Here is a 19,325-nt window from a genome sequence, read left to right as displayed (position 1 = left end):
TCCTGTCCATTCCGCCCTTGATCTCCCCCGACACCCTGTCCGCCCTGATCTCCGAGTGCCTGTCCCGGGACCGCGATGCCCTGGCCCGCGACCTTGCGCGCCTGCAAAGGCGCATCGCCTCGGGCAAGCCCGCCGACCGCATGGCGGTGGATCTGGAAGGCCGCATCGAGGCCTCCCGCGCGGCCCGTGCGGCGCGCCTGGCCAGTCTGCCCATAACCCGCTTCCCCGAGGACCTGCCGGTCTCGGAACACCGGGACGAAATCGCCAAGCTGATCAGCGAGCACCCGGTCGTGGTGATCTGCGGCGAGACCGGCTCCGGCAAGACCACCCAGCTGCCCAAGATCTGCCTGGCACTGGGGCGCGGCGTGGACGGACTCATCGGCCACACCCAGCCCCGACGCATCGCCGCACGCTCGGTGGCGTCCCGCATCGCCGAGGAGCTGGACTCGCGGATCGGCGAGGCGGTGGGCTTCAAGGTACGCTTCTCGGATCACACCCGGCCCGAGAGCTATATCAAGCTCATGACCGACGGCATCCTGCTCGCCGAACTGCGCAGCGATCCGGACCTGCGGGCCTACGACACGTTGATCATCGACGAGGCCCACGAGCGAAGCCTCAACATCGACTTCCTGTTGGGCTACCTCAAGGGCCTCATGCCCAGGCGCCCGGACCTGAAGCTGATCATCACTTCCGCCACCCTGGACCCGGATCGCATCGCCGCCCACTTTGGTGAGGCGCCCATCTACCAGGTGCCGGGTCGCACCTACCCGGTGGAGACCCGCTACCGGCCGGTGCAGTCGGAGGACGAGGACAGCGAGCGGGACCTGAACACCGCGCTGCTGGAGGCGGTGGACGAGCTGGCCGCCGAGGGACCGGGCGACGTGCTGGTGTTCCTGCCCGGCGAGCGGGAGATCCGCGAGGCGGCGGAGGCCCTGCGCAAGCATCACCCCAGGCACACCGAGATCCTGCCCCTGTACGCGCGCCTCTCGGCCACCGAGCAGAACAAGGTCTTCGCCCCCCACACGGGCCGGCGCGTGGTTCTGGCCACCAACGTGGCGGAGACCGCGCTCACAGTGCCGGGCATCCGTTACGTGGTGGACACGGGTCTGGCGCGCATCGCCCGCTATGCCTGGCGCTCCCGGGTGCAGCGCCTGTCGCTCGAGCCGGTGTCCCAGGCCTCCGCCAATCAGCGTTCCGGCCGCTGCGGCCGTCTGGGACCGGGCGTGTGCATCCGCCTGTACTCGGAGGACGATTTCACCCTGCGCCCCGCGTTCACCGACCCGGAGATCCTGCGCTCCAACCTGGCCTCGGTGATCCTGCAGATGGCCAACCTGGGCCTGGGCGATCCGGAACACTTCCCCTTCGTGGACCCGCCGGACCCGCGCCTGATCCGCGACGGCTTCAAGCTGCTGGAGGAACTGGGCGCGGTGGACGGCAGACACCGCATCACCGGCACCGGCCGCAAGCTCGCCCGCCTGCCGGTGGACCCTCGCCTGGGCGCCATGCTCCTGGCCGCCGGGCGAGAGGGCGCGGTGGTGGAACTGCTGCGCATCGTCGCCTTCCTGGCCATCCAGGACCCCCGGGAGCGTCCCGCCGAAAAACGCCAGGCGGCGGACGAGGCCCACGCCCGTTACCGGGAGGCGGGCTCGGATTTTCTTAGCTGGCTGAAGCTCTGGGACGACTGGCGCGAGCAGCAGCGCCACCTCACCAGGGCCAAGCTGCGCGCCTGGTGCCGGGAAGGGTTTCTCTCCTTCATCCGCATGCGCGAGTGGCAGGATCTGCACGGGCAACTGCGCCAGGCCCTCGGGGAACTGGGGCTCAAGGAAAACCAGCAGCCGGCGGAGCCGGAGGCCATCCACCGCGCCCTGCTCGCCGGCCTGGTGAGCCAGGTGGGCCTCAAGACCGAACGTGGCGACTACCTGGGCGCGCGCAACCGCCGCTTTCACATCCACCCGGCCTCGGGCCTGTTCAAGAAGGCGCCCGCCTGGGTCATGGCCGCGGAGATCGCCGAGACCACCAAGGTCTATGCCCGGGAGTGCGCCGCCATCCGGCCCGAGTGGCTGGAGACGGTCGCGCCCCACCAGCTCAAGCATCACTACTTCGAGCCCCACTTCGAGGAGCGCCGGGGCACCGTGGGCGCCTACGACCGGGTCACCCTCTACGGGCTCACGGTGCACCCGAAGAAGCGCGTGAACTACGGGCGCATCGATCCCGCCGATGCGCGCCGGGTGTTCATCCGCGAGGGCCTGGTGGCCGGGCGGCTGCGCAGCCAGGCAGCGGCGCTCAAGCACAACCTGGCCCTGATCCGGGAGATCGAGGACCTGGAGGCCCGGGGCCGGCGCCGGGACCTGCTGGCGGACGAACAGGTGCTCTACGACTTCTACGACGCCCGCATCCCCGCCGAGGTGCACGACGCCGCCTCCTTCGAGCGCTGGCGCAAACAGGCGGAGCGGGACGACCCGCAGATCCTCAAGCTCAGCCGCGAGGCCCTGCTGCAACAGGACACCGGCACCCTGGGCCCGGAACGCTTCCCCGACCACCTGGAGACCGGCGGCATCCGCCTGCCGCTCTCCTATCGCTTCGAGCCCGGCGCGGAGGACGACGGCGTGACGCTCACCGTGCCCCTGGCCGCGCTCAACGGTCTCGATCCCTACGTGGGCGAATGGCTGGTGCCCGGCCTGCTGGAGGAAAAGCTCACCGCGCTGATCAAGAGCCTGCCCAAGGGCCTGCGCCGCAACTTCGTGCCCGCACCCGATTTCGCCCATGCGTGCCTGGGCCGCCTGGGCCCACCCGACGGCCCGCTGACCCTCGCCCTGTCCCGTGTGCTGCGCGCCATCACCGGCACCGAGATCCCCGCCGATGCCTGGCGCCCGGAGACCCTGGAGCCGCACCTGCAACTGCGCTACCGGGTGGTGGACAGGAAGAACCAGACCCTGGCCACCGGACGGGATCTTGCCGAGCTGCGTGACCGGCTCTCCGGCCGGGCCCGTGAGAGCTTCGCCGCCCAGCGCCCCCGGGGATTCGAACGGCAGGGGCTCATGGACTGGGACTTCGGCGAGCTGCCGGATCACGTGGGCTTCGAACAGCACGGTGCGCAGCTACGCGGCTATCCGGCCCTGGTCGATCGCATTGACCATGTGGACCTCACCCTGGCCGACAGTCCCGCCAAGGCGCGACAGATCCACCGGGCAGGGCTCAGGCGCCTGTTCATGCTGCGCGCCCGGGAGCCGGTGAAATACCTCTACCGCAACCTGCCCGGCATCCAGACCCTGTGTCTGCAGTACAACCCCGTGGACCGCTGCGACGCCCTCAAGGATGACCTGGCGTTCGCCGGCGTGGAGCGGGTGTTCATGGCCGAGCCCTGGCCCCGGGACCGGGAAGGCTTCGAGGCCCGGCTCGAAGCGGGCCGCGGCGAACTGGTGTCCGAGACCCAGGCCCTGTGCGAGCTGAGCGCGCGCATCCTCGGCCCCTACCAGCGCATCCGCGCGCGGCTCAAGGGCAACCTGCCCCTGTCCTGGATCGAGGCGGCCGCCGACATCCGCGACCAGCTGGATCACCTGGTGCGGCCGCACTTCGTGCGGGAGACACCGCGCCCGTGGCTGGAGCAGATCCCCCGCTATCTCGCCGCCATCGAGAAACGCCTGGAGCGCCTGGATCATGCCCCCGACAAGGACCGGCGCATGCGCGTGGACGTGGAGCCTTTATGGGAGGACTGCAAGGCGCGGCTCGTGGCCGCGGGTGATGCGCCATCAGAGGCGCTGGTGCATTACCGCTGGCTCATCGAGGAACTGCGCGTGGGTCTGTTCGCCCAGGAACTCGGCACGATCGAGAAGGCCTCGGTGAAGCGGCTGGAGGAGGCGCGCAAGTCGTTGGACAAGGGGGGAGCTTAAACCCACCTCTCGTGAAGCTCGCAGGATGGGTGAAGCGCAGCGCACCCATCAAACCCTCTCGGCATAGGCACGCGTTGCTTTGCCCATCCTACAAAATCTGCGCCTCCGCGGGAGAACCGCCTTTGGTTTTCCTACCGAAAAAAGCATTCTCTCGCAAAGACGCGGCGGCGCGGGGTTTATGACATGAAATGCCCTTCTTCGCGTCTTGGCGGCTTTGCGAGAGACACCATTTTTTTTGAACCGAATCCCCAGGTCCATATACAAATCCGACCGCTCTCGCGGAGCCACGGAGTGACAGGGTTTTCTGATCAAAAGACTTTCTCTGCGTCCCTGCGCCTCCGCGAGAGGATCCAGTCTTTCGCTTTACCATCACAAGAAACGATGCTCACGGGGAACCGCGGAGACACGACACTCTCTCGCGCGCCGCACAAAAAAATGCCCCGCCTTGTGGCGGGGCATGGTTGAGGTAACGCTCAGAGATCAGATCAGCGACGCGAACCGCCGCGGGTCACATCACTGCCGCCCATCGCGGAGCCACCGGCGGCACTGGCGCCGCGCGACGTGTCCACCGAGCCGCCGCCCATGGAGGCGACCAGGGAGCTGCTGTCGTCATCCAGAAAACGGTTGACGGAGTCAGCACCGCCGCCGTAGCGCACGAAGTCCGCGAAGGCATCACCATCGTCACCCATGGTGTCGATCCGGGTGTTGTGAATATCGTTCGGCATGTTGGCCGTGCCTTCTCCGAAGATGCTGTTGTGATCGGCAAGGGCCACCGGACCGGTGAACAGGGAGGCCAGGGCAACAGCGGCGGCAAACGTCTTGATCTTCGTCATCTCAAAATCCTCATATGATTGAGTCATCGCGACCGAAGCACAGGTTGGATAATTTCTGCTTCAGTCCTATTAGTAGACGCTTATAGACCGTACAGGCTCCATGGATAAGTGCCAGAATCTTGACGGCCGACACACTTCCATTCATGCATGTTGTAAAGCGTGCTCCAGCGCACGAAAAAATCGTGACGCGGGACACTCTTTGCTTGAACTACCCACGCGCACATCTGCGTGAAAGGCGGCACCTCAGAAACGTCCCGATATGGACAGCGTGTACTGATTACGGGAGAAATCCTCTCCGGGCTGACTCGAATCCCGCTGCAGATGACGGTAATCCAGGTTCAACAGGATGCCTTTCGCAAGCACATGGCTCAGCCCCGCGCCGAGATCGTAGTAATCATCCTCCAATGCCACCTGCCGATAATCGGCCGTGGCGAATGCCGCGCTGAATTTTCCGAAAAGCCTGTCCGTGAACCGCTGGCTCCAGGAACCACTCAGCTTGCGATACAGGTATCCCGGCGAACCGGGCAACGTGGTCTCCTCCAGTGACTGGTCCAGATTCACGCTCAGGTGGCTGCTGCGGGACAGAAACCAGCGCAGGCTCGCCTTGTAGTCCGCCGCGCTCACCGTATCAAAGCGCGGGTCGTCGTAGTCCTGGGACAGGTAACCCACCATGAACTCGGCCTGCAGTCTTTGGGCCTCGGCGAATCGTGCACCGACCGAGACGCGATAGCCCGAGGAATCACGCTGGTAGAGGGCGTCATCAAAGCGCAGGTCATAGTCGCGCAGGTCAGAGGTGGCCTGGGCGAAGAGGGTCCAGCGCGGGTTGTAGTCGTGGCTCGCACGCACCCCGAAAGTGGAATGCACGCGATCGCGGTCATCGTTGAACAGGATGCCGCCACCCGCCGGCGTGTTGCGATAGTCGTACTCCACCACGCTGCCCGCCAGGGTGAGCCCGTTGGCGCCCGATGCGGTGCGCAGACCCAGGTTGATGCGTCGCTTGTCGTAGAGGGTCGGCTCGTCTCCGCCGAACGACTCGGCCGTGCCACGCGCCTCGTGGGCGCGCTCGACCGAGACGCCGCCGAACAGGTTGCTCCGCGGGCTGAGGTCCCGGCGCCCGGAGAGGTTCAGCCAGTAATCCTCCGTGTCCTCGGAACTGAAATCCATGTAGCGGGAAATGGTGGTGCCGGCCTCCAGCTTCAGGGCGTGACGCTGCCACTGGGATTCCAGCGTGCCATTGAGTCTCGCCCTCAGCACGGTATCGCTGACCGTGTCGCTGTCCGTGGCGTAGAGGTTGTCGTCGTACTGGTAGGCGAAGGTGAAGGACGGTGTGAACTTGAATCCACCCTCGCGCGTCTCGGGCGCCGGGGCTTCAGCGGAGGGCAACTGTGCGGGTTCTGGCAGATCCCGCTCGGGACTGAGCACCTGGCCCGACGCGGGCGCCGCCATGACCGCAGCCAATGCGGCCGTTGCGAGTGCGCGTGCGCCTGATGACCTGACATGCCTTGTTGACTGACGACCCATGAGCAGACCCCTCATCCGGAAGCTTTCATGGAGCGTAGGCCAATCCCGGTACCCTGACCATGACCCTCATCAACGCGTTGTCATAAACACCGATCAGTCACTGCAGTGGAATCGGATCGGGCATAGAATAATGGCCTATCCCAGTCATTCAGGTATCAGGCCATGAGCCAGAAGAAGGCAGACGAACTGCGCCAGCACGTGCGCGAGAGCTATGCGAGGGTCGCCGAGGCCAGCAACAGCGGCGACGGCTGCGGCGAGGCATCCAGTTGCTGCGGTGTCTCCGATGACACCGCCATCAACACCCTGATCTCCACCCGCCTCGGTTATTCAGCGCAGGACCTGGCCACCGTGCCCGAGGGTGCCGACATGGGGCTTGGCTGCGGCAACCCCCGTGCCATCGCGAGCCTCAAGCCCGGCGAGGTGGTGGTGGACCTGGGCAGCGGCGGCGGTTTCGACTGTTTCCTGGCATCGGCCGAGGTGGGCGTGACCGGGAAGGTGATCGGCGTGGACATGACCCCCGCCATGGTGAGCAAGGCGCGCGCCAATGCCGAGAAGGGCGGCTTCAACAACGTGGAGTTCCGTCTGGGCGAGATCGAGCACCTGCCGGTGGCGGACAACGCCGCCGACGTGATCATCTCCAACTGCGTGATCAACCTCTCCCCCGACAAGCCCCAGGTGTTCCGCGAGGCCTTCCGCATCCTCAGGCCCGGCGGACGCCTGGCCATCTCCGACGTAGTGGCCGGCACGGAACTGCCCGAGGAGATGAGAAACGACCCCGTGCTCCACGCCGGCTGCATCGCCGGCGCGCCGCTGCTGGCGGACCTGCACGCCATGCTGTACGAGGCGGGATTCTCCGACATCCGCATCACGCCCAAGGATGAATCCAGGGAGTTCATCAGGGACTGGGCGCCTGGGCGCGGCGTCGAGGACTATGTGCTTTCCGCCCACATCGAAGCCATCAAGCCCAGGGCCAATTGCTGATACCATGGAGCCGCAGAGGGGGACGCTGAGTCATTCGGCCCACTGCGGCACACTCAGGCCAGGTGCCCGAGACGGTGGCATGGCACTGGAAGCAACTAAGGACGCATCATGCAGGGATACAAGGCCAGGCAAGGCATTTCATTACAGCCGCTGGTCGCCGGCAGCATCGTTTTTGCCATGGTGGCCGTCACTGTACTCCTGCTCCTTCAGGGCAAGCAGGCCGCGGAACGCTTACTCATCTCCGCGGGCACCGATGCGGCGCAGCAATTGTCACGCACCATCGATGAACAGGTACGTCGCCTGTTGCAGCCCGCCGAGGTGACCCTGCGCCTGCTGAGCATCGACCCCATGGCCGAGGCACAGGACATGGCCACGCGTATGGACCGTCTGCCGGTAGGGTTCGAGGTTCTGGACAGCAACCCGGTAATCAGCGCCTTCTACATGGGCTACACCAACGGCGAATTCCTGCTGGTACGAAGCATCGATGATCCGAGCCTGCGGCGGCGTTTCTCAGCTCCACCCACGGCTGTCTACATGGTGCAAACCATCCACCGTGACGCCGCCGGTGACTTGATCGGGGAATGGTGGTTCTACGATGCCAGCCGGCGTCTTCTGGAGCGACGCAGCCAGCCGGACTACCACTACGACCCACGCACACGCCCCTGGTATCTGGATGCCGCACAGGGTCAGGACATCATCATCACCCGGCCCTACGTGTTCTTCACCACGCGGGAGGTTGGCATCACGCTGGCCCGCACCAGCGCGAGAGGGCGCGCCGTCGTGGGTCTGGACGCCGCACTGGCCGATCTGGGTCCGGAGATGCAACGCATGCGGCTAACACCCGGCACCGAAGCTACCATCGTCAGCCCCGGCGCCCGGATACTCGCTTATCCGGACATGGAGCGGCTCCTGCACCTCGACACGGACATGCCCAGACTGCCCCTCCTGGAGGAGGTCGGCATACCGAGTCTCGCCCATCTGTTCACAATGTCGCCTCCCGTCGGCACCGCGGTGAATTTCAACATCGATGGACAGACCTGGTACGGCATCCGCATGCCGCTGGCCGCATTTCCAGGCAGTGGCACCGATATATTGATCAGCATCCCCGGCGATGAACTGCTCGCAGATGCGAGGCGCATCATCACTCGCCAGGCATTGCTCGCGATCCTCCTGGTCCTGCTATTCCTCCCCGCTGGCTGGTACCTGGGCCGACGCATTGCCCGCCCCATGAAACAACTGGCGGATCGGGTGGGTCGGCTGACGGAGTTCGACTTCACCCCAACGAGCCCGCTTCGCACCCGCCTCCGCGAGGCATGCCATCTGGACGAGACCCTTCAGAGCATGTCCCACACCATCAACAATTTCTTGCGCATCAGTCAGACCCTGAGCCGGGAAAAATCGCTGGTGAACATGCTCGACTCCGTACTCGAACAACTGGTCACCTCGTTCAGGGTCGATGGCGGCGCCATCTATCTACTTGACGATGCCAGCAACCACTTCCAGCTGGTCGCACGGTATGGTCATTTCCAGATCGACCGCTCACCCCTCTCCTCGCACTTCCAACTCGATGCCGAGGACTGGCAGGAACAGGATGCGGCCATCGCTAGCATCGTCAGTCGCACCCTGAGTCCGAGTGACGCTCTGTACACCCAGGTACTGCGACTCAGGGATGGCGAACTCCAGGGATTTCTGGTGCTCACCTCACCCGTGGACGAGTACGGCGTGCGCCGTCAAGACCTGTCTTTCCGTAGCTTCGTGGAGGAGCTCTCGGGGACTGCGGCCGTGGCCATCGAGACCCGCCAGATGTTCGAGGCACAGAAAAAACTCCTCGACGCCGTGATCCAGCTGCTGGCGGATGCCATCGATGCCAAATCGCCCTATACCAGCGGTCACTGCGAGCGGGTACCCGTGCTGGCGACGTGCATGGTGGAACGACTGAACAGCCTCGACACCGGACCCTACGCGGATTTTCAGCTCAGCGAAGAGGAGATGGAGGCCTTCCGCATGGCTGCCTGGCTGCATGACTGCGGCAAGATCACCAGCCCCGAGCACGTGGTCGACAAGGCCACCAAGCTGGAGACCCTGTACAACCGCATCCACGAGATCCGTACCCGCTTCGAAGTCCTGCTGCGGGATGCCCGCATCGACTACTGGCGTGGCCTGGCCGAAGGGGGCGACGCAGGCGCGTTGATGCAACGACTCACCCAGCGAGAGCAGCAACTTCAATCCGATTATGCCCTGATCGCCCAGGCCAATCTGGGTGCGGAGTCCATGGATGAAGCTCACCTGGGAGAGCTGCGGCGCATCGCGCAGCAACGTTGGTGGCGGCATTTCGACAAGCGCATCGGCCTGTCCGGAGAGGAGCTGCGCCGCCTGGCAGACAGCCCGCCCGACTCACTGCCTGTTGAAGAAACCCTGCTGCAGGACCGCCACGACCACATCGTGCGCTGGGGCGAGCGCCGCCCCCCAGTGAGCCGGGACGATCCGCGCAATCTCTGGGGCTTCGACATGTCCTTGCCGAAACACGCCTTGAACCTCGGCGAACTGCACAACTTGAGCATCCCCCGCGGCACCCTGACCGACGAGGAACGTTTCCACGTCAACGACCACATCGTGCAGACCATCATCATGCTGAATCGTCTGCCCCTGCCCCGGCACCTGCGGCCTGTTCCCGAGATTGCCGGCAATCACCACGAAAAACTCGACGGCACCGGCTATCCCAGACGCCTGAACGCGAAGCAACTCAGCATCCCGGCCCGCGTGCTGGCTATCGCCGATGTGTTCGAGGCCCTGACCGCCGCGGACAGGCCTTACAAGCCCGCGAAGACCCTTTCGGAGTCTTTGCAAATCATGGCTGACATGGCACGTGGAAACCACCTGGACCCGCAACTCTTCGAGGTCTTCATCCGCGAGCGCCTGTATCTGCTCTACGCCGAACGATACCTTCGCCCGGAACAGATCGACAACATCGATGAGGACGATTATCTCGAGATCGTGCGAGGTGCGCGAACCCCAGTACAGCCTGGTAACACACGCGATACGGCTCAATAAGGCAACCAGCTAAACGTCTTCACCCCAAAGGAAACTCAGCAACACATAGCGACGTCCGCCTGTCACATCCGTCGCCTCGTGCAGCAACCCGCCCGAGAACACGATGGCGCCACCTCTGGGCGGGCGATAGCCCTGCCGGCCGAATTCCGGGAACACCAGGTTGCCGCCCTGGTAGCCGTCGTTGAGATTGATGGAGAGCGCGAAGCGCCGGTGCCGTGCGTCGGGGGTCACGTTGTCCCGGTGACGACGGAAGTAACCGCCGGTGCTGGATTCATAGCACACCACCTTGAAGGGCTCGAAACGCGTCACCCGGTAGTTGAAGGCCGTCGCAATACCCGGCAGCACGCGCCGGGACAGGACCTCCGTCAACCTGTCCGTCAGTGCCTCATCCACCAGTCGGTGATCCAACCTGCGCTTGGCACCGTAGTCGGGCACCAGGGCCGGTTTGCCGTCCACCATGCGCACCATGCCGCTGTCGAAATGCGCTGACTCGTGACAACGGATGAGCGCCTCGCACAGATCCGGCGAGACCACATCGGGCAGCATCAGCACCGGGGCCGTTGCCTCGACCACGGCTGGACTGTCCTCACCCTGGGGCAGCGTGTCCAGCCAGGCAGCCACGGTGTCTGCGTCGGCATCGGGCAGTCGCGCGACCAGCCGAAGGGTGCCGTCCAGGATCCAGGCCAGCGCGCCGCGGGCGGGATAGGACTCGCCCAGGGCCCGGGCGATGCGCCCGTCATCGCCCATGACCGGAATGGACGCTTCAATCGCCTTACCTCCGTGCCCAGGCACCAGCCCCATCACGCCGGCCCGTGCGCCAAGCGACGCAAAGGGCGCCAGCGACTGCGCATCCGCACCCAGCAACAGCACGGCGGGACGGCCACAGAAACGCTCGTAGAAGGTAGACGGCACGCCATCGACTGGCGGCAGCAGGAACTCAGGAACCCGCTCTCCGGCGCGGGGATGGGGGGCAGGGACGGCACTCATGGCTTTCTCCCGGGCTGGCTGGTGGGAGGAAAACCATAGGAGCCGACTGTGACAGGATCATGACTGCATCGCCCCAGTTCCGGTGCGTGCGACAGGTCTTACCGGGACCTTCAGGGTCTTTGCTTTTCCTCGCGCACGACCTGCCGCGCCACCACCGAGGACAGCCGCGACAGCATCTCCCCCATGAGGCCCACCAGGTCGTCGACGGCCAGGATGCCGAGCAGCGCGCCCTTCCCGTTCACCACCGGCAGGCGGCGCACGCCCCTGGCGCGCATCAGCTCCAGGGCATCGAACAGGCCCTGATCCTCCCGTACCGTGACCAGCGGCGCGGTGACCAGGTCACGAGCGGCTAGCGACGCGGCATCCACACCCGGCACCATCACCTCCAGCACCAGGTCCCGGTCGGTGACGATACCCAGCGGCGTGGTGACGCCACCCCTGTCCTCCACCAGCACCACGTCGCCCACGTGATGCGCGCGCATCAGCGCCGCGGCCGCCTGGGCGGACTCCTCGCCGCCCATGACCACCACGTCGCGATTGCAGAATTCACCGACTTTCATGTTTGTCTCCTCCCGGGATTCGACCACGCCACAGGTCAACCCACGATGTGATGCTTGCCTTCCACATGCACCGTGCTGGCCGCCGGCCCGTCATCGCTGTCCACCTCCGTGAACCAGACCCGGTCGCCCACCTCCAGCCTGGCGAAGTCGTAGTCCACCACGCTCTTGCTGGTGAAGCGGATCTCCCGGCCGTCCGGGGTCTCGATCAGACCGTAATCGGACATGGGGGCGATCTCCCGGACCACGCCGTGGGGCGGCGTCTCGTGATGCTTCACCCTGCCCCGCTGCTTGCGCAGCCGGTCCTGGAGCTGCCGGCGCATGGCATCGAAGGCATCGCGGACGGCGACATAGACATCCTCGTGGGCATGGTGCCCGGAGGGTTCCCGGCTGGCCACCAGCTCGCCGTTGGGCACGGTGAGGTCGATGCGCACGTGATAGAGATTGCCTTTGTGGTGATGCCGGTGGCCCGCCTCCACCACCACCCGGCAGGCCATGATGTGGTCATGGAACTGCCCGAGCTTTTCGATCTGGGCACGCACCTTGTCCTCCACGGCAGGCGACGGATCCATGTTGCGAAAGGTCACTTCCACCAGGGGGACGCGTTCTGCATTCATGAGATGACTCCCGCCCGCCGGGGGTTCGGCAGGCCATCGGGGATGGGAAGGGGGTCCGCGGGACCTGTTGAAAAGTATAGACCCACGCCACGGGTTGACCATTGATGCAGGTCAGCTCCCCGGGCCGGGAAAGACCGTTTCCTTACGGCGCCGTGGAGACACGGGGTTTCTTGAGCTTGTTCGATGGTTCCAGTGGAGTCGGGCGTGTTTCGATGGCTCGCCACGACCAGAGGAAGTGTCGCGTACGGACCTTACCCGTAGGAGGCCCGACCCCGGGCCGAATCGTGGCCGGGAGGGTGCCGGACGGATCTGTTAACGCGGAGTACGCAAAGACGCAGAGGGCGCGGAGGTTTTTGGGAAAAACCTTTTGCGCCCTCTGCATGACCCGGGGGGTGTCATCCGGATCCCGGGCGGATCGCCGGTCCTCTGCGTCCCAGCGACCCCGCAAGAGACGGTCAGTACGCCAGCTTGAAGCGTTCCAGCTCTTCCTTGCTGATCTCCCCCGAGCGCTTCATGGTCCAGGCCTCGTCGCCCCCCACCCAGGCCCTGAACAGGGCCAGGTTCTTCTGGCGTTCCTCTTCGCTGCCACCCAGATACTGGTACATGTTGCCGGGCTTGCCGTTGGCGGTGTTGCCGCCGTCGTCCAGGCGACGCATGAGGGCGCCGGTCGACGGCCAGGCGATGAAGTAGACCAGATCCGCATAGGTGTCCATGCGCGGGCCCTTGTTTTCACGCTCATAGCGCGCCCGGTCCTCCCTGAACTCGCCCCGGTAGGGCGCCGTCGCGCCATGACACTGGGCGCAATTGTTCTCCCAGAGCGGACGGATGTGCTCCCGATAGGTGACCTCGTTCATGGGGCTCGCGGAAACCACGGGGGCGAATACCAGAGCCAGGGCGGCAACCAGTTTGCGGGTGCGGAACATGGCAAATCTCCTTGTGTATCGATGTTTGCGGATCTTTCGGAACAATCGTCAGAACCTGGCTCGGAACCGCTTGGCAGCGCCGAAATCCCATCACTCGATGCCGAGTCCTCGGATTCTCGATACCGGCGCTCGGCAGCATCAGGCTGCCGCGATGCCGGCCGAACCGTAAATCGGTTCATCGCCGCGTTCGACAGGGCGGCCGGCGTGAGGTTCCGCGGGCACCGGGGCGCGAACCGCCCCTCTGGCCTTTGACCCGGCAATGGCATAACCTCCATCGCAAGACCCTGATTTCACGAGTCTTGAATCGGTCGGAACCACGGTGCGGCTCATGACATCCACTGACGCATCAATGTTAGGGCGCGTGTCTTCATGCCGGGAGACGTCCGCGCAGTCGTTGACCGATCCCCACGTCACCCCCTACGCAAGGACGGCTATGTGAACGGTTGGGTGGAGGGCCACCTCGGACTGATCTACCAGGTCTATGGCCTGTCCTTTTTCGTACTGGGTGTCACGGCCTTCCTGCTGCCGCGCCAGGACGCCAATCTGCCCTTCTCCCGACACCTGGGCTGGCTGGCGGCCTTCGGCATGCTGCACGGCATCCTGGAGTTCACGGAATGGGTCCGGCTGCAGGAGGGTGCCGCCGACGGGCTGATCCACTCCGCTCAGCTGTTGCTGTTCGTCTCCTTCATTCCCCTGCTGGAATTCGGCCGGCGCTGCATGGCGGACCTGTGGCCCACAGTCTGGCTGGATCCACGCCTGATCTACGGTGCGGCCGGGCTCGCGGTACTGGGCCTGGTTCTGTTGTCCACACAACCGCTCGAAGGCCTGGCCACCGGCGCGCGCTACTTTCTCGGTACCCCCGGCGCCCTGCTCGCCGCCCTGGCCCTGTGGACGAGCCGCAAGCCCGCGCCACATCGTCTCGATACCAGCGCCGGGTTTCGCGCCCAGCCTGCCTGGATCGGCACCCTGGCGGGGGCCCTGATGGTCTACGGCCTGTTGACGCCGTTTCTGACCGTCACGTCCCAAGGCCTGCCCCCCTGGCTGCCCACCCAGTGGGACTTCCTGGCCATCACCGGCTTCCCGGTGCAGCTGGCTCGCTCCCTGTGCGCCATCGCCGCGTGCATCGCCCTCATGGCCCTTGTCAGGCAGGCCGGCAGCCTCAGCAACGAGGACCTGCTCCGCGTACTCGGCACCATCGACGGCTTCGTCTATCGCAGCAAGAACGACCCCCAATGGTCCCTGGTCTATCTGGCCGGCAACGTGGAGGAACTGAGCGGTTACCGTCCCATGGACTTCCTGGATCCCGAAGTGGTGACCATGGGCTCCCTGACCCATCCCGAGGACCGGGACAGGGTCTGGCACGAAGTCCAGCAGGCCTTGAATCAAAGACGGTCGTTTTCGCTTTCCTACCGCATCGTCACCCGGGACGGCACGCCGCGCTGGGTCCAGGAGCGCGGGCAGGGCATCCATGACGAACACGGGAACCTGCTGTTCCTGCAGGGACACGTGATAGACGCCAGCAGGCTGGTGGCGGCCAACGAGGACCTGCGACATCAGCGCGCCGCCCTGGAGGCCTTCAAGCACACCCTGGACCTGACCCAGGATTCGGTGTTCATGTTCGATGCCGAGACCCTGGAGTTCATCTACGTCAACCGGGGTGCGATCAAGCAATTGGGCTACAGCGCGCAAGAACTGTTCACCCTGCACCCCTATGACATCAAGCCGGAGTTTCCCGAACCGCGCTTCCGCCGTTTCATCGAGGTGCTGCGCACCGAGAAACGGGACAGCCTGGTGTTCGAAACCCTGCACCGGACCCGGGACGGCAGGGATCTGCAACTGGAAGTCTCCCTGCAATACGTCGTCCTCCCGGATGAACGACCCCGCTACGTGGCCATCACCCGGGACATCAGCCAACGCAAGGAACAGGAAAAGTCCCTGCTCAAGGCACTCGGAGACCTGCAGGTCTCCGAACGCCGCCAAACGGAATTGCTGGCCATCACCCGGCGCGAACAAAGCCGCATGGCGGCGCTGCTCTCAGGCATGAGCATCGGCATCCTGTTCGAGGACACCAATGGCCGCGTGGAATACGTCAATCCCGCCTTCCGCCGCATGTGGGCCATCGGCGAGCCGGTGGACCTCATCGGCCGCCCCAGCCGCGAGGTGCTGAAACACTCCACCCATCGCCTCGCCCGCCCGGACCACGCATCCAGGCACATCCTGCATGTGCTGGACACCCACGAAATCAGCGAACGCTTCGAGGTGGATCTCTACGACGGTCGGGTGCTCACCCAGCTCTCCTACCCGGTCGCCGATCCCGACGGGCCCGTGCTCGGCCGGCTGTGGATCTACGAGGACATCACCCGCGAGCGCCAGACCGCCCAGCAGCTGATCTACATGGCCCAGCACGATGCGCTGACGGGACTGTACAACCGCCATCGTTTCCAGGAACACCTGGATCGCATGATCAGCAGCGCCCAGCGCAACGACAGCCGCTTCGCCCTGCTGTACTTCGACCTGGACGAGTTCAAGTACATCAACGACACCTTCGGCCACCGGGCCGGCGACACCGTGCTGGTGCGTGCCGCCGGCGAGGTTTCGAGCCTGGTCCGCTCCGGAGAGGTGTTCGCGCGACTGGGTGGAGACGAGTTCGCCGTGCTCGCGGAGATACGCCATGACGATGAACCCTCGCAACTGGCCGAGCGCATCGCCCGCGCCATCTCCGCCATCCCGTTCCGTTTCCGGGGCAGCAACCTGCGCCTGACCGCCAGCATCGGCATCGCCTTCTTCCCGGAACACGGCGACAACGTGGAGGACCTCGTCGCCCACGCGGACACCGCCATGTACCAGGCCAAGAGCAACGGCAAGAACACCTGGTCCCTGTACGACCCCAGTCGCAATCATTCCAAGGCCATGATGGCGCGCATGACCTGGCGCGGACGCATCGACCAGGCCCTGCGGGAGGAAAGCCTGGAGCTGCACTTCCAGGGCATCTACTCCACCGCCGACGGGGAACTGAGTCACGTGGAGACCCTGGTGCGCATGCGCGATCCCGCCGACGGCGAACGCCTCATCATGCCCGGCCAGTTCATCCCCGTGGCGGAGAAGACCGGCCAGATCCTGGAGATCGACCGCTGGGTGCTGCGCCAGAGCATCGGGCTCCTGGCGAAACATCCGAAACTGCGCGCGCTGGCGGTGAACATCTCCGGACGCAGCTTCGATGAGCCCGGCCTGCCCCAGTACATCCAGGACCTGCTGCAACGCCACGATGTGGAGCCCAGGCGCCTGATCGTGGAGCTGACCGAGACCGCCGCCGTCTCCGAGATGCAGGACGCCCAGCGTTTCATCGAGGCCCTGCACCAGACCGGCTGCCTGATCGGCCTGGATGATTTCGGCTCCGGCTTCTCCACCTTCGCCTACCTGAAATACCTGGGCGTACAGATCCTCAAGATCGACGGCATGTTCATCCGCGACCTGCCCAACAACCGGGACAATCAGGCCTTCGTCAAGGCCATGATCGACGTGGCCAAGGGCCTGGACAAGCTCACGGTGGCGGAGTTCGTGGAGGATGCCGAGACGCTCGCCATGCTGCGCGAGTTCGGCGTGGACATGGCCCAGGGCTATCACCTGGACCGGCCTTCGGCGGAACTGCCGCCGCAGTATCACTAGTCCGCAGAGTGCACCGCAGCATCTCGGTCTCACTTGCCCATAGGGCGGCCCATGGCCGCCTGCTGACCGCGAACCCGCCGCTGATGGCGGGCACGGCCCGCCCTATGGCTACGCTTCGCCTCTAAGACGACTGCGCGAAGCAGGACGTGTGACCACCCTCATTCGCAATCCCTGGCGCAAGATGCGGGTCAGGGCAAAGCAAAAAAGAACGGGGGCGAAATCGCCCCCGTTCCCGTTTCACCACTGATTTAACGAACTACTTCCCTGCGTTGCTCCTGCGACGCAGCCCGAGCCAGGCCAGCGCCAGCAACACCAGACCGGGCAGCAGGGGATCAGTCACACCGCGACCGCCCAGGGTGCAACCGCCACCGCCGCCACCACCACCGCCGCCACTCACTGCCAGCTCGTAGGCGCCGATGTCGCAGTCCGCGCCCTGGGGACGGGCCAGACCGCGCTGATCGAAGTCCGGGCAGGCATCGTTGAGGGCAGCGTTCAGCGCCGGACTGCCCACCAGCAAGGCGTGGGTCTCGGTCAGGCCCGGCAGGCCCGCGTTGTTGAAGGCCAGCGCACCGACCAGCGGGTCGGTGTTCAGCTGGTCGTTGGTGTTGACCAGGTTGCAGGTATCGGCATCCTCCAGATTGTATCCCTCCGAGTCGAAGGCACCCTCGCAGCCACCACCACCCGTGCAACCGCAGTTGGCCAGAATCACCTCGGGCTCACCTTCCTCTTCGTCCCTGATCTGGAAGTTCCCGGCAATCAGCGTGTTCACCATGGTAAAGCTGCCATCACCGAAACTGTTCAGGCCCGCACCACCGAAGGGTGAATCGCCTTCCGTCTCGTTGTTTGCCACGGTGCTGTTCACCAGGTTGACGGTCCCGTTGGTATTGACACCACCGGCCACGTCACGGGCCACGTTTCCGCTCACCGTCACGTTCTCCAGGTTGACCGTGATGCCAGACCGCGCGGCAATGGCACCGCCGCCTACGGCTTCGTTGCCATTGATGGCACTCTGCCGCATGGTCACCTCAGACTCGGGGCTGCCGGTGGCGAAGAAGCCACCGCCGTTCTCTCCCACATTACCTGCATTTCGGATATAACCCTGGTCTTCTGGATCAAGCTGGATCAGGTCTTCGTTTACACCCTCGCCCAGCAGGGAGGCGATCGTAGCTTCGTCGAAGAACCGACCGATGGTGGTGTTGGTCATGGTGAGCAGGGCTTCGTTGTACATGCCGCCGCCGTTGCCACCCGCGGCAATGTTGCCGGTGATCCAGACGTTCTCCATCACCATGGGAGCGATGTTGTAGACACCACCGCCGTCGGCACCGGACCAGCTGTCGGCCACCACTACATTGCGAAGCACCACTTGGCCGATCACGAATCCTTCCTCCTCGCCGGGCTTGCCGCCCGGGAAGGGCCCGCCATCGGGGTTGCCGCCGCCACCACCGCCGTGGACTTCTTCCTCGTATTCCACGATGGCAGCACCCATGCCGACAGCGATGGCGCCACCCATGCGACGGAACTGGGTGATCTCGCAGTTCTCAGCGGCGCGCACGTCCAGGTCGTAGGGGTTATCCACGACGGCGCAGTCGGTATTGGGCACCACGCCCACCTCGCCGCCCATCACGGTCAGGCCCTCGATGACCACCTGCCCGACGTTCTGGTCGGTGGTCTGGATGTGGAAGACGCGGTCGCCCGTAGCAGGATCTTCATCGATGATACGAGCACCCGTTTCCCCATCATAAGTTGGCAAAGTTATCCAACGCACGACCGTCTGCCCTGGCCCGGCGCCGATGATGTGCACACTCTGGGTGAGGTCCAGGTCGCCAATAGCGGCATCAGCATCGCTGCGAGCGACCCATTCAGCGGTACCCTCATCACCCGGATCAAAAAATTCCGGCGCCTCGTCGAGTCCGACGATACCCAGCAGGTAGGTCCCGGCCTCCAGGTAGATGGTGTGGAACACGGCTTCGTCGCGGTTGTCGTTGGAGAACATCACCGCCGCACGCAGGCTCGGGCAGACCACCGGCCCGCCCTCCACTTCGGGGAGGACACACTCTCCGACTGCATCAATGAAATCAGCCACCTCGATCACCACGCCCGAGTCAACGGGGGCAGGCGGTGGCGGCTCTTGCGCCTGAGCATTAGCACCCAGGGCGGCCAGCACCGCCACCCCCAACAGACTGCGATTCAGAACAGACATCGTTCACTCCCTCGGGCGACACGCCCGTAAACATTTCCGGCCCTTGGCCCGGAATGCCCGTACGACCACAATGGCCGTAAGTGCTATTAGCTTTAGTGC

At 65.0% G+C, this 19,325-nt stretch carries 11 protein-coding genes; 4 read left to right on the top strand and 7 right to left on the bottom strand.

The genetic code is table 11. The annotated features are described in order from the left end of the window. Positions 1–17 precede the first annotated feature (17 nt). On the top strand, positions 18–3,890 hold the full coding sequence (hrpA, locus tag TGR7_RS01260; protein WP_012636842.1) for an ATP-dependent RNA helicase HrpA: 3,873 nt from the start codon (positions 18–20) through the stop codon (positions 3,888–3,890). A gap of 485 nt (positions 3,891–4,375) precedes the next feature. On the opposite strand, the gene TGR7_RS01255 is transcribed toward hrpA, so the two are convergent. Together TGR7_RS01255 and TGR7_RS01250 are read right to left on the bottom strand one after the other, a co-directional pair. Further along, complete coding sequence (locus TGR7_RS01255; protein ID WP_012636841.1) at positions 4,376–4,723, bottom strand: hypothetical protein; 348 nt, start codon at positions 4,721–4,723, stop codon at positions 4,376–4,378. Between the two features lie 243 nt (positions 4,724–4,966). Then, the gene (locus TGR7_RS01250) at positions 4,967–6,169 is read right to left on the bottom strand and encodes an outer membrane beta-barrel protein (RefSeq protein ID WP_012636840.1); all 1,203 of its coding nucleotides are present in this window, start codon (positions 6,167–6,169) and stop codon (positions 4,967–4,969) included. Between the two features lie 237 nt (positions 6,170–6,406). Here TGR7_RS01250 and TGR7_RS01245 point away from each other — a divergent pair, with 237 nt between their 5' ends. Together TGR7_RS01245 and TGR7_RS01240 are read left to right on the top strand one after the other, a co-directional pair. Continuing rightward, positions 6,407–7,225, top strand: coding sequence for an arsenite methyltransferase (locus TGR7_RS01245; RefSeq protein ID WP_012636839.1), 819 nt, complete (start codon positions 6,407–6,409; stop codon positions 7,223–7,225). Between the two features lie 108 nt (positions 7,226–7,333). Beyond that, positions 7,334–10,276, top strand: a complete 2,943-nt coding sequence (locus TGR7_RS01240) for an HD domain-containing phosphohydrolase (protein ID WP_012636838.1) — start codon at positions 7,334–7,336, stop codon at positions 10,274–10,276. Positions 10,277–10,285: 9 nt separating this feature from the next. Here TGR7_RS01240 and TGR7_RS01235 read toward each other — a convergent pair whose 3' ends face one another. From TGR7_RS01235 to TGR7_RS01220, 4 genes are all read right to left on the bottom strand, one after another. Further along, positions 10,286–11,263 (bottom strand): 2OG-Fe(II) oxygenase, encoded by a 978-nt coding sequence (locus TGR7_RS01235; RefSeq protein ID WP_012636837.1) that lies wholly within the window; start codon positions 11,261–11,263, stop codon positions 10,286–10,288. Between the two features lie 110 nt (positions 11,264–11,373). After that, entirely contained in the window at positions 11,374–11,823 is a 450-nt protein-coding gene (locus TGR7_RS01230; RefSeq protein WP_012636836.1) for a CBS domain-containing protein, read from the bottom strand. A gap of 35 nt (positions 11,824–11,858) precedes the next feature. Next, a complete protein-coding gene (locus tag TGR7_RS01225) occupies positions 11,859–12,437 on the bottom strand; it encodes an HPF/RaiA family ribosome-associated protein (protein ID WP_012636835.1) in 579 nt (192 codons plus the stop codon). 455 nt (positions 12,438–12,892) lie between these two features. Beyond that, a complete protein-coding gene (locus tag TGR7_RS01220) occupies positions 12,893–13,360 on the bottom strand; it encodes a hypothetical protein (RefSeq protein ID WP_012636834.1) in 468 nt (155 codons plus the stop codon). A gap of 435 nt (positions 13,361–13,795) precedes the next feature. On the opposite strand from TGR7_RS01220, the gene TGR7_RS01215 reads away from it, so the two are divergent. Next, on the top strand, positions 13,796–17,026 hold the full coding sequence (locus TGR7_RS01215) for a sensor domain-containing protein (protein ID WP_012636833.1): 3,231 nt from the start codon (positions 13,796–13,798) through the stop codon (positions 17,024–17,026). Positions 17,027–17,282: 256 nt separating this feature from the next. On the opposite strand, the gene TGR7_RS01210 is transcribed toward TGR7_RS01215, so the two are convergent. Beyond that, entirely contained in the window at positions 17,283–19,226 is a 1,944-nt protein-coding gene (locus tag TGR7_RS01210) for a choice-of-anchor Q domain-containing protein (RefSeq protein ID WP_012636832.1), read from the bottom strand. Positions 19,227–19,325 lie beyond the last annotated feature (99 nt).

Source organism: Thioalkalivibrio sulfidiphilus HL-EbGr7, from assembly GCF_000021985.1.
In the GTDB taxonomy this organism is placed as follows: domain Bacteria; phylum Pseudomonadota; class Gammaproteobacteria; order Ectothiorhodospirales; family Ectothiorhodospiraceae; genus Thioalkalivibrio_A; species Thioalkalivibrio_A sulfidiphilus.
Note: the sequence above shows the minus strand (reverse complement) of the source record. Positions and strands in the feature narration are given on the sequence as shown.